11 protein-coding genes are annotated in these 12256 nt (G+C 38.8%); 6 read left to right on the forward strand and 5 right to left on the reverse strand.

Annotated elements, in window-relative coordinates; all coding sequences use genetic code 11:
* The first annotated feature begins 8 nt into the window (after nucleotides 1-8).
* From bsdcttw_RS10065 to bsdcttw_RS10075, 3 genes are all read left to right on the forward strand, one after another.
* A complete protein-coding gene (locus bsdcttw_RS10065) occupies nucleotides 9-938 on the forward strand; it encodes an ABC transporter permease (protein WP_185259240.1) in 930 nt (309 codons plus the stop codon).
* A 15-nt stretch (nucleotides 939-953) separates the two neighbouring features.
* On the forward strand, nucleotides 954-1841 hold the full coding sequence (locus bsdcttw_RS10070) for a carbohydrate ABC transporter permease (protein ID WP_185259241.1): 888 nt from the start codon (nucleotides 954-956) through the stop codon (nucleotides 1839-1841).
* Nucleotides 1842-1993: 152 nt separating this feature from the next.
* Nucleotides 1994-4138, forward strand: a complete 2145-nt coding sequence (locus bsdcttw_RS10075) for an ADP-ribosylglycohydrolase family protein (RefSeq protein ID WP_185259242.1) — start codon at nucleotides 1994-1996, stop codon at nucleotides 4136-4138.
* Nucleotides 4139-4225: 87 nt separating this feature from the next.
* Here bsdcttw_RS10075 and bsdcttw_RS10080 read toward each other — a convergent pair whose 3' ends face one another.
* A complete protein-coding gene (locus bsdcttw_RS10080; RefSeq protein WP_185259243.1) occupies nucleotides 4226-4465 on the reverse strand; it encodes a hypothetical protein in 240 nt (79 codons plus the stop codon).
* A gap of 279 nt (nucleotides 4466-4744) precedes the next feature.
* Between bsdcttw_RS10080 and bsdcttw_RS10085 the strand changes: the two genes are divergently transcribed.
* Nucleotides 4745-5908 carry a pectin acetylesterase-family hydrolase gene (locus bsdcttw_RS10085; protein ID WP_185259244.1) on the forward strand — a complete coding sequence of 388 codons (1164 nt, stop codon included), beginning with the start codon at nucleotides 4745-4747 and terminating at the stop codon, nucleotides 5906-5908.
* A gap of 2 nt (nucleotides 5909-5910) precedes the next feature.
* On the opposite strand, the gene bsdcttw_RS10090 is transcribed toward bsdcttw_RS10085, so the two are convergent.
* The 4 genes from bsdcttw_RS10090 to bsdcttw_RS10105 all read right to left on the reverse strand — a co-directional run bounded on the left by bsdcttw_RS10090 (nucleotide 5911) and on the right by bsdcttw_RS10105 (nucleotide 8963).
* Complete coding sequence (locus bsdcttw_RS10090; RefSeq protein ID WP_185259245.1) at nucleotides 5911-6741, reverse strand: nitroreductase family protein; 831 nt, start codon at nucleotides 6739-6741, stop codon at nucleotides 5911-5913.
* Between the two features lies 1 nt (nucleotide 6742).
* Nucleotides 6743-7159: a nuclear transport factor 2 family protein gene (locus tag bsdcttw_RS10095; RefSeq protein ID WP_185259246.1), complete on the reverse strand. Its 417-nt coding sequence runs from the start codon at nucleotides 7157-7159 to the stop codon at nucleotides 6743-6745.
* Nucleotides 7160-7170: 11 nt separating this feature from the next.
* Entirely contained in the window at nucleotides 7171-7974 is an 804-nt protein-coding gene (locus bsdcttw_RS10100) for an SDR family oxidoreductase (protein WP_185259247.1), read from the reverse strand.
* Between the two features lie 86 nt (nucleotides 7975-8060).
* A complete protein-coding gene (locus bsdcttw_RS10105) occupies nucleotides 8061-8963 on the reverse strand; it encodes a helix-turn-helix transcriptional regulator (protein WP_185259248.1) in 903 nt (300 codons plus the stop codon).
* A gap of 229 nt (nucleotides 8964-9192) precedes the next feature.
* Here bsdcttw_RS10105 and bsdcttw_RS10110 point away from each other — a divergent pair, with 229 nt between their 5' ends.
* Nucleotides 9193-9759 (forward strand): TetR/AcrR family transcriptional regulator, encoded by a 567-nt coding sequence (locus bsdcttw_RS10110; RefSeq protein WP_185259249.1) that lies wholly within the window; start codon nucleotides 9193-9195, stop codon nucleotides 9757-9759.
* Nucleotides 9760-9863: 104 nt separating this feature from the next.
* Complete coding sequence (lon, locus tag bsdcttw_RS10115; protein WP_185259250.1) at nucleotides 9864-12239, forward strand: endopeptidase La; 2376 nt, start codon at nucleotides 9864-9866, stop codon at nucleotides 12237-12239.
* Nucleotides 12240-12256: the final 17 nt, after the last annotated feature.

Below are 12256 nucleotides of genomic sequence, written 5' to 3' on the forward strand. Positions count from 1 at the left end.
GGTTTTGGATGAATCTTAAGGTAAGGAAAAAATTAAGACACCTCAATCGGTATATCCCGTTATATCTGATGATGTTACCAGGTGTCATATATATCATCATCAATAATTACATACCTATGCTTGGCTTGCGAATCGCTTTTAAACAGTATAATTATACCAAAGGTATTTCAGCAAGCAAATTTGTGGGATTTAAAAATTTTGAATTTCTTTTTAAAACAAAAGATGCTTTTGTAATAACCAGAAATACCTTATGCTACAATGCTGCTTTCATTATTTTGGGAACAGTGTTGGCTATAGCGGTTGCTATATTATTGAATGATATTAAAGCAGTCAGATTAAAGAAAATCTATCAAACCATTATCTTAATTCCTTTTTTAATATCAATGGTAGTGGTCAGTTACTTAGCTTATGCTTTCTTAAGTTCGGACTCAGGCTTCATCAATAATAGTATTCTGATTCCTCTTGGAATAAAGCCGGTACCCTGGTACTCATCACCAAAGTATTGGCCGTTTATTTTAACAATAGTGCATCTGTGGAAAGGCTTTGGTTATACCAGCATTATTTATTTCGCGACCTTAGCCGGTATCGATAAGGGATATTTTGAAGCAGCAGCGATAGATGGTGCTTCCAGATGGCAGCAAATCAAACATGTTACACTTCCTTGTTTAAAACCTACAATCATAACCTTGACCTTGATGTCAATTGGACGAATCTTCTATTCGGATTTCGGATTGTTCTATCAGGTACCCTTAAACAGTGGGTTATTAGTTGATGTAACCAATACAATTGATACCTACGTATACCGAGGTTTAATTACGCTAAATAACGTGAGTATGGCATCGGCAGCAGGATTTTATCAGTCTGTGGTCGGTTTTATTTTGGTACTGACAGCGAATTTTGTAGTGAAAAAATTAAGCGAAGAAAATGCACTATTCTAAAGGAGAAAAGACAAAATGGTTGAAAGAAAAATAAGTTTTCAAATAATGGCAAATATAATTTTAATAATATTAGCAATATTATGTTTGCTGCCATTTATACTGCTGATTGTTTCTTCCTTTACTGACGAATTAACCTTAACTCATTATGGCTATAGATTTTTCCCCAAGAAACTGTCATTGGATGCATATAGATATCTGTTAGTGGATTCAACTACTATTATTAAATCTTATATTATATCCTTTGGCGTAACAATTGTGGGAACCCTTGCCAACGTATTCCTAACGGTTCTCTTTGCTTATCCCTTATCAAGAAAGGATTTGCCCGGACGGCAGATATTTTCGTTCTTTATATTCTTTACCATGTTATTTAATGGTGGTCTGGTACCTTCGTATATTATGTGGACACAGGTCTTTCATATCAAAAATACATGGTGGGCATATATTATTCCCGGTTTAATGATGAGCGCATTTTATGTTATAATGATGAGAACTTATTTTACAACGAATATACCGGAAGCAGTTATAGAAGCAGCGCGTATGGATGGGGCAACAGAGAGACACATTTTAACTAGTATTGTATTGCCGATGTCAATTCCAATTGTGGCAACTGTAACTTTATTAGTCGGCTTATCCTATTGGAATGATTGGATTAACGGTTTATATTATATCAATAAAGACACCATGTACAGTATTCAGTCGTTGCTGAATAAAATGCTGATGGATGTCCAGTTCCTGTTATCCAATGCCCAGAGCGGTGCCTCTATTAATCAGGATATTGTATTACCTTCAACAGGTATCAAAATGGCGATAGCTGTTATGGGTGCTGTACCTATTCTGATGATATATCCTTTCTTTCAAAAGTACTTTATAAAAGGCATCATTATTGGGGCAGTGAAAGGATAATAATATGACGAAAATCATAATATACGGATAGCTATATAATCCCGCTCAAAAGCAAGAAGGAAATTGATAAGGGAAGCAGGATGAAAATAAGTAAGAATGCAGTTTACTGCAAAGCAGTGTTACTTTGGAACCACTAAGATAGGGGAAAAACGATGATATTAGATGAGAAGTATTATAGTCAATTGTACGGAGGCTGGATAGGAAAAGTAATCGGAGTCATTCATGGCGCCAATATTGAAGGCTGGCCCTATGAAAGAATTAAAGAGAGTTTTGGAAATATTGAAGATTATCCGGTGAAATTCAAAAATTTCTGTTCGGATGATGATATCAATGGACCTCTGTTTTATTTACGGGCTTTGGAGGATTATTATAAGGGGAGTGAGATATCGGAGCAGGAATTAGCAGATAATATGTTGAATTATGTAGGGGACGGACATGGCTTTTTCTGGTGGGGCGGTTATGGCGTTTCAACTGAGCATACTGCTTATGAGAATTTGCTATCCGGTATTCTAGCTCCGGATAGCGGCTCCATTGCTCAAAATGGTAGCGCTACGGCAGAACAGATCGGCGGCCAGATTTTTTCGGATTGCTGGGGTCTCGTATATCCCGGAAGACCGGGGGAAGCGGCTGCAGTGGCTGCAAAAATGGCATCCATAACTCATGATAGAAATGGAATATATGGAGCAAGATTCATAGCCGCTTGTATCTCACAGGCTTTTCTGACAGAAGATATTGATAGTATTATAGAAGCAGGTTTATCCGAGATACCAAAAGAGAGTGAATATGCAAGAATGGCAGAACAAGTAATCCCTGTATGTAAAGAAAATAATAACGATTGGGAAAAAAGTTTTCTATATGTAAAAGAACATTTTGGATACCAGCATTATGAAGGAAGCTGTCATATCATCCCGAATTCGGCAGTTATTCTTTTAGCGTTGATTCATGGGCAGGGGGATTTTAGTAGGACAATCAATATTGGGAATATGTGTGGATGGGATACCGACTGTAATGTGGGAAATCTGGGAGCCATCCTGGGTGTTCGCAATGGAATCGATGGCATTGATGGAAAATGGCTTCCGCAAGTCCATGATTTTATCTGTGCATCCAGCTCGATTGGTTTTTTAAATATACAGACAGTATCGCAGGTAGCTGCATACTGTGCAAAGATAACCAGCAGAATTTATGACTTGAAACCCGATGATATCTGGAAGAGAATATTCGAAAAGGAAGAAGGTTCTTATTTTCATTTCGAATTTCCAACAGCGATCCATGGAATGCGGGCAAGAAGCCATGAGAGTAAGAAAATACTTTTATCCAATACAACAGAAGATGCTTATCAAGGAAAGCATTCTCTTAAAATTGTATCACCTTGGACTGACAATGGAGATTCCTTTTATTTGTATTATAAACCGTATTACCGTCCGGAGGAATTTGATGACAGCCGGTATAACCCGGAACTTTCACCTACCGTATATCCGGGAGATAGAATAAGGGCTTATTTGAAAGGGGAGGAGAATGGATGGCAGGCAAACCGTATTAAGGTGGTTCCATACTTCAAAGACAGAATAAAAGATCAGTTGGTTTATTTATATGAATATGAACAAATGTTATCCGACCAGTGGGAAAAAATAGAGTTCCAATTACCAAAGGGACATACTGAAATTATAGAAGAAGTTGGCTTTTATGTTGTATGCTTAGAAGGCGGTATAAGAGAAACACAATTTACAGAAGTTCTCTATCTGGATGAGTTCGAAATCCTTCATCAAGCAGATTATGAAATGGAGTTAAATAGATTACCGTTGGAGAAATGGAATCCCTTACATGTGCAGCCTGCTCATTTTAGTTATCTCAGGGGAATGCTTCGTATTGAAACAAATGGACTTGCAGTCAGCGGCAGCGGAAAACCGGCAGAATGTTATACCGGCAATATCAACTGGAAAAATTACGAATTTAATGTTACGCTAATTCCGGTGAAAGGAGTAAGACATAATGTTTTATTCCGGGTACAGGGAGGAATTAAAAATATTGCAGTAGGATTAGCGGAGAATAACACAGTTAGATTATACAGAAAAGAGAAGGAATATCAGATTCTGGAGGAGGTTCCTTTTCATTGGCAGCATGGAGTTTCTTATCAGTTTAAAATTGTGGTAATAAATAAACAGATTGATATATGGGTCAATGATGACAATCTGTTTCAAAAGGAAATAGATTCTATTTATGAAAATGGCTGTATTGGATTTGGAAATGATATGGGAAGCCGAACCAACTACACTCATTATAGTATAAAGGAATGTTAAGTTATACAAGAAAATCAATTGTGTAATTATAAGAAAAAGGCGGCGCTGTCAATGGAATATATGGCGCCGCCTTTGTATAAGTTAAAGTTACTTCCAATCTGAAAGCCAGGTTTTGTCATTTGCAATAGCAGTAACTACTTCCTCTCCGGATTTAAAATTGTCAAAAGTTCCTTTGTTAATTTCGCTGATAGCTTTACTTAACAGGTTTTCGTAATAAGCTTCCGGTGTTATATCGGTTGTGGTTTGGTAGAAATGTTGCTGGGATTCAGATGAGGCTATTCGTGCATACTCGTTTTTAACTTGGGCGATGAGTTTATCACGGTTCATATAATGTACTCCTTTACGTAGTAAGTTTATTTTTTTATTACAAGGTTTTCGGCGGCTGCAGTTATTATTGTCAGGTAAAAGAATATTATTCATCTTTCCGGCTTGTACATCATTTGGCAATAAAATTAATATGGAGATGAAAGGATGCTTGCAAAGTAAACTCTGCAAGACCTGTTGAGTCTATAACTTGGATGGTATATAATACTGTTAAATAATGCTCAGTCAAAATCTGGAGTTTATTTGAATATGAAATTTGATTGATTTTTTGGGGTGAAACATATGAAAATAAAAAATAAAGTACTGAAAAGAATATTGATAGCGTTATCCATTGTTATTGTGCTCTTCATTATGCTATTGGCAATATTATTTATCTTCTTCATCAAAAGACCAACACATATCAATGACTTCAGTAAAACAGAAGTAAACAAATGGAACAAAATAACCTTATCCAGTCCGGTGAAATCAGGAGATGGCTCAGAGTATTACCTGCTGACCAAAAGAGGTAACAGCAACAAATGGATTATCTTCTTTTCGGGCGGCGGAATGAATTGGGATGTAAATAGTACGGCTGCACCTATTACTATTTCCAGTATACTTCGTGGGAAGGCACTTACCTACTTTAACAATATTCCATTTTATAAGCTCAATACCATGGGCGGAATCTTAGAAGCGGACAACAAAAGAAATCCGTTCAATGACTGGAATATTATCTATATTCCTTACAGTACCGGCGATTTTCATATCGGGAATAATACTGTGACATATCAAAAAAATGATATAACCCATTCTTCTTATCACAATGGAAGAACCAATGTTCTTGCGTCCTTAGACTGGTTTTTTAGTAATGCAGAACATCCGGATAAATTATTCATATGCGGTGAAAGTGCCGGAGGCTTTGGAGCCGCTTTCTGGACGCCGTATATTGCTGAGAAGGAACCAGATACACAGATCTTCGAGTATTCTGACAGCTCCTATATTACAACGAATAGATGGAAAGATATTATTAATACCTATTGGAATGCTGATTTTAAAAATAACTTTGGTTATGAACCTCAAGCAGATTTGATTACAGCGGCCTTTTCTTACGATGCCGCTGCATATCCCAATATAACTTTTTTACAGTCAAATACCCTATATGACAACTTGCTCATAAACTTTCAGAAGAGATTGAATGGAGTTTGGAAGGGTGATTCAGAGTATAAAGATATATGGTCGAAACAAATGCTTATCTCAATGAAAAAATTAGCAGAAACTTATAAGAACTATAACTATTTTATAACGGACTACTCACTTGACCCTAAGAAAGGAACAACCCCTCATACTTTAAGTGTTGCAAACAGCTTTTATGATGCAAAGGAAGAGGAAATCAGTCTTTGCGATTGGTTATATAATACTGTAGAGAATGGTTTGCAACAGAGAGTAGGAACGAAATTTCTTCCGTAAATTTACTGCCAGGTTATCTGTAAGGGATCTCTATCTACCAGCCGTTTAAATGTGTAATTGGGATATCCTGCAATTATTGCGCCTGTAACACTTCTGCCTTCAGGAAGCTTTAAGAGTTGAAGCAAAGGCTCATACCCAGCCCCAGCACAATACTCAAACAAACCGGACCAGCAGGTACCTAATCCAAGAGAAGGTGCATAAAGCTGGGTATAGGCAAGTGCAAAATGGGTATTGTCTCTGCCGAGATGAAAGCTGCTGTTATCCGCCGTTGCGATGATGAGGCAGGGCGCATCCCGTAATATCGTATCCTCTCCATATTGGAAATAGCGCTGGATTGTATTTGCAGTGTTTTCCGACCAGGGGGATTTTCCTAAGACGCCGTTTCTTAAATCTTCCTTTGCCCAATCCGCAATTGCAGCTGTGATTCCTTTTAAGGTAACTGAATCATCTACGACGTGGTATGATACACCCTGAGAGTTGCAGGCGGTAGGTGCAAAAGGTGCAATAGCAAGGAGCTCTTGAATGGTTTCTCTCGGAATGCGTTTTCTTTGGAATGAACGAACTGATCTCCGGGAACGGAGAAAATGAGCTGCCATGTCGGCATTCAGTATGGAAGGTGCTTCAAGTAAGACCTGATTAGCCAGTGGTGCCAACTTGTGGTCCAGGGCACCATTAGGGCAAACAGCCACACAGTGCCCGCAGGCTATACAGAAATTATCAACTACCTCTGGACCATGTTCTCCCATACCGAGAGTACCGCGGCAGACCTTCACACAAAGGCCGCATTTTATACATTTATACTGATTCACTTGGATGAAATTTTCTGATGTCATATTATTCACCGGCCAATATGATACTCAAGGTTTTGATTTTATCATTAGCAAGAGTAAAATAGAAATCAAGCGGTACTGGACTGCCATCGAAATCTCCTGAGATGGTGGCGGTGACAACTGTCATACCGTTTTTTTCTGCACAGTTAGTGATATCGGTCATAACATTTGCATCCTTGTTTGCCTTTAGAATATACTCGCTGACAGCTTTGGCACCATGATATTCTTCTCCTTCGTCAACTAATATGGCATTCTCTGCAAAGCAGGCAGCGAGCAGGGCAGCGTCATAAGTATCTGAGGCATGATAATAGGCTGCAATTGGCTGAGGCAATGATATTACTTTGCTGTCAGGAACATTTTTGCTTAGCTCTTGAAAAGATATGTTGGCTGGTTTGGATGATTGAAAGTTATCGTTTTTCATAATATTCTCCTTTAAAGTGTGCGGACAATGCCGCCGTCAATTGTATGCTCGGCACCAACAATATAGGAAGCACGATCGGATACCAGAAAAGCAACAAGTTCTGCTACTTCCTCCGGGCGTGCTGTACGTCCTATTGGGATACCGCCAAGAGAGTCCATCAAAGCTTGCCGGGCGTTTTTATAGTCGCATTCACGTTCCTGTGCCATGCGCTCGATGAGTCTTTCGGCAGCTTTTGTCTCTGTAAAGCCGGGGGCAACACTGTTTATGCGGATGCCCTTAGGAGCTAGTTCTGTTGCAAGAGCCTTGCTATAGTTTGCAAGAGCTGCTTTGGCCGCCGAATAGGCCATTGTGTTTTCTCCGGGGAATCTTCGCTGTATGGAGGTGATATGAAGGATAACACCATAGCCTTGCTTTATCATTGGTGGCAGCAATCCGCGGTCCAAACGAACTGCAGCAAATAAATTGGTGTCGAAGGTTCGCTGCCAGTCTGTATCGGTTTGCTTTAGAACGCCGCCAGTCGGGGTTGAAGAGCCTCCCACATTATTAACAAGAATATCTACACCTCCAAAGCGCTCAAGTATATATTCCACAATTTTATTAGTACCCTCAGGCGTGCTGATATCTACCTGAATAAATAACTCAGAATCCTTTAATTCATCCGGGGCTGAGCGGGCAGTTGTGATGACGGTTGCTCCGGCTTTGGTAAGACGTTTAACAATCGCTTCCCCCATGCCGCCCTTTGTCCCGCCGGTAACAAGAACGCGTTTGCCGGCCAGTTCCTTGGAATCAATCATTATATGGCCCGAATTTTCCATAAATGTAACCTCCTGTTTTTGTATTATGATTGTTATCATGTATTGATTATAGCAACTATAACTTGACAACATCGAGTCAGGTTATATTAATATTTTCTGATAATCAGTTCTAATTCCTTCCGAAGGATATCGCGTATATTCTGAGGAGCTAGCACTTCAATATCAGCGCCAAAAGAAAGGATATACTGAATCAACCATCTATTATCCGGCAAAGAGGTGGTAATGGTGAAGGAATCATCTTTATTTTTAATAATGTCATTTTCGTCAAATTCATCGTACACCCGATATGCTCCTTGAGCAGATATCTTCAGGCGTACCTCAATCCAGCTCTGTGTTTTTTCTATCTGGTTGTTGTCTGATGATTCCTTAAGAGACTTTTCCGAGAAAAGCTCTTCCGTCATCACAACATCAGACATACGTGTGATTTTAAAGAATCTATCTGTGTTTTTCGTCAAACAAAACCCTTGCAGGTACCAGGCATTTACTTTGAACACGAGTTTAACCGGTTCTACTATACGGAAGCTTTTTTCACCGGAAGAACTATAATAATTGAATTCCAGGATTCGGCGGCTTAATATCGCATCTTTTATAATTGTAAATTGGGATGCTCTTTTTTCATCACTACCCCATGGACTGAAATCCACTTCAATCCAATTTGTCCGGTTTTTGTTAAAAAGACTGTTCAGTTTGGCAAGAACTTTATCTGTCTCCGGAGCCTGTGTAATTGAGAGTCCCTGCAGTGCATATAGAATCTCGTTTTGTTCCCGTTCGGAAAGTACGGATTTATCAAGAACGTAATCATCAAGCAATGAGATACCGCCGCCTTTTCCCTGGCTCGCATAGATTGGTATCCCTGCGGAAGATAAGGTATCGATATCCCGGTAAATTGTTCTTACCGATACCTCAAAGCGTTCTGCCAGTTCTTTGGCGGTTATCGTTTTTTTATGAAGTAAAATATAAACGATTTGAAACAATCTGTTTATCTGCATTGTACCATCTCCTTAATCTTCTTAATCTCATTATAAAACGGATAACCTGACAATAGCATGTCAAGTTATCTGCTGAGTATGCAATTAATGCAGAAAAAGTATTGACAATTAATGAATGTTCGTTTATTATAAAAATACGTTGAAAATAAGAAGTTTAATCAAAGGTAGTTTTCAACTATGGATTCAGTAATATTAAATCGTAGATTTGATATTCACGAAGGGTGATATCATGAGAAAAAAAGATGATGAAAAAGAAAGAAGCATAAAAGAAGCGGTAATCAAACTCATACTTGAGGAAGGTTTTCATGGTGCTTCTATCTCAAAAATCGCGAAGATGGCTGGGGTTTCACCGGCAACCGTGTATATCTATTATCAGAATAAAGAAGACATGCTCCAGAATATATATAATGAATATTCTGAAGACATTTTTGATTATTTACTTAGCTGTGTTGACTTAAAGATGGACGGGCAGCAGCTCATTGAGATACTCATTCGAAGTTATTATAACTATATCATTCAAAATAAGGAAATCTTTAGTTTTGTAGAGCAGTTTTCCAATTGTCCCTCCCTGGTTAACAGCTGCTCAGGAAAAAAGGGAGTATGTCATATTTACAGCCTGATTGAAGATATGAAGAATAAGCAGATCATTAAGAATTACCGTTATGATAATCTGTTAGCAATAATCTTTTATCCGGTCAAAGCCATCGCAGCTGATAATCATAAAAGCGAGGAAGAGAGAGCTGAATTATTAAAGGAGATGATTATAATCATACAGGATGCGGTACTAATACATTAGAAGTTTCAGCGAGATGTTTTTGTAAAATACGCAAAGAAATCTCGCAATTATTAACACTTTATAATAAATGAATATTCATTTAAACAGAAAGAAAGGGTGATAGTATGTCAGAGAATAATAAAAGTAGGGGAGTTGTTTTCCCTGTATCCAATACAGTTTTATTGCCGGGGGTAACAACTAAGTTTTTTATTAAAACACCGGAAGATGTGCAGCTGCAATTTCTAAGAAACGAGAATAGCACCAATATTGCATTGCCATTGAAACAGAATTTCGAGCAGAAAGGTCTGAGAACAGAAGATTTCTATCGAATGGGAGTAGTATTTACGGTTAAGGATACTTTAAAAACAGAGAATGGTATGATGCTTACAGTTCATATTACAGAACGAGTAGAAGTAAAGGAGCTGAATATCGATAGTGGTCTGATATTAGCCGGATATGAGACATTCTCGGATAAAATGGATTTAGATCATAAGAGTCAGGAAGAGATGCTTGACTATCTTAAGAAAGTAATTCGTGAAATCAGTGTAAAATTCCAAGGTGGCGAACAATATATCCGGATTGTAGAAGATTTTAAGAATTTAAATGGTCTAATGGTCTATTTAAGCCAGTATATACCTATTACCAATGAAGAGAGGTATGAACTGCTTGAAATTGAGTCCTTAAAGGAGAGAAGTCTTCGTTTTATGGATCATCTCTTAAAACAAAAGGAAGCCATAGAGCTTCAGTTACAGATTTCAGAGAAATTCTCTGAAAAAGCCAACAAGTATTACAGAGAATCCGTACTCAGAGAACAACTGAAAGCCATTCAGGAAGAATTAAATGAAGGCAATGAGGATGAAAATAAAAAAGAGAAGGATTATCTGACCAAAATTAAAGAAGCGCAGATGCCCTCAGATATTGAAAAGACCGCCCTTGAAGAATTGGATAAACTAAATGCCCAGGGTCCTAACAGTGCTGAATATAATGTAATCCGCAATTATCTGGAGTTGCTGGTTCAGCTTCCCTGGAAAAAGGCAGAGCAAAGCTCAATTGATTTGGACAAAGCCAGACAGATTCTGGATGAACAGCACTATGGACTGAATAAGGTCAAAGACCGGATTATACAACATCTGGCCGTTATGAAGCTGAAAAATGACAAAAAAGGATCCATACTTTTGTTGGTGGGACCTCCCGGAACAGGTAAAACCAGTCTAGGAAAGAGTATTGCAGAAGCATTGGACAGACAGTATATCCGTTTGAGCTTAGGTGGTATCAGGGACGAAGCTGAAATCCGTGGACACCGCAGAACGTATATCGGAGCTATGCCAGGCAGGATTATTCAAAGTATCCGAAAGGCAGGAGCAAATAATCCGGTTATGATACTTGATGAGGTAGACAAGCTGACAGCCGGCGGTTACAGTGGTGATCCTGCCAGCGCTTTATTGGAAGTCCTTGATCCGGAGCAAAACAACAGTTTTACCGATCATTATCTGGATCTTCCTTATGATCTGTCAGATGTCTTCTTTATTGCAACAGCTAATTCTTTGGAGAGCATACCGGGACCGTTATTGGACAGAATGGAAGTGATTCAGGTTTCCAGCTATACAGTGGTTGAAAAATTCCATATCGGTAAAAATTATTTGATACCGGCAGTCTTAGAAGAGCATGGTTTGACAAAGGAACAGCTGGTGGTAGAAGATGAAATCCTTTATAAAATTATTAATGACTATACCCTGGAAGCCGGAGTCAGGGGACTGAAGAAACAATTAGCAGCTCTTGCCAGAGTCGCCTCTGAAAGAATAGTTTCAAACAAAGCAGAACTTCCGTATAAGATTCAGCTGGAAGAGCTGGAGGAACTTCTTGGCAGACAAGTTTCCAGACATGATAAAGCTCAGCAGGATAATCCGCCCGGAGTTGTTACCGGACTTGCCTGGACACCGGTAGGCGGTGAAATCTTATTTATTGAGGCTACCGATATGCCGGGCGGCGGTGAGGTTATGCTGACTGGTAAACTGGGAGATGTCATGAAGGAATCAGCAAGAATCTCCTTAAGCCTGTTAAAGTCCAGACTTCCTTTAAACACTGTTAATTTTAAAGAAAGAGATCTCCATATTCATGTGCCTTCCGGAGCAGTTCCCAAAGACGGCCCATCAGCCGGAATTGCATTATTTACTGCTCTTGCTTCCTTAATTACAGGACTTAAAGTGGATTCCAAAATCGCCATGACAGGTGAGATTACCTTAAGAGGAGCCGTACTGCCCATTGGAGGTTTGAAGGAAAAATTATTAGGTGCTCAGAGGGCAGGTATTAACAAAGTGCTTATACCAAGAGATAATTTGATTGATTTAAAGGAGGTACCGGAAGAAGTAAAGAATCAGCTTACGGTAATACCTGTTGAAACAATTGAAGATGTATTGAAAGAAACCCTGGGAATTTCCTTGCCAAGAATCGAGCATATGTTTCTTCAAAAGGGAACCAAAGGTTTATTTCAAGAAGTATAAGTAGAAAGATATGTAAG

The sequence above is a fragment of the Anaerocolumna chitinilytica genome, assembly GCF_014218355.1.
Lineage (GTDB): Bacteria > Bacillota > Clostridia > Lachnospirales > Lachnospiraceae > Anaerocolumna > Anaerocolumna chitinilytica.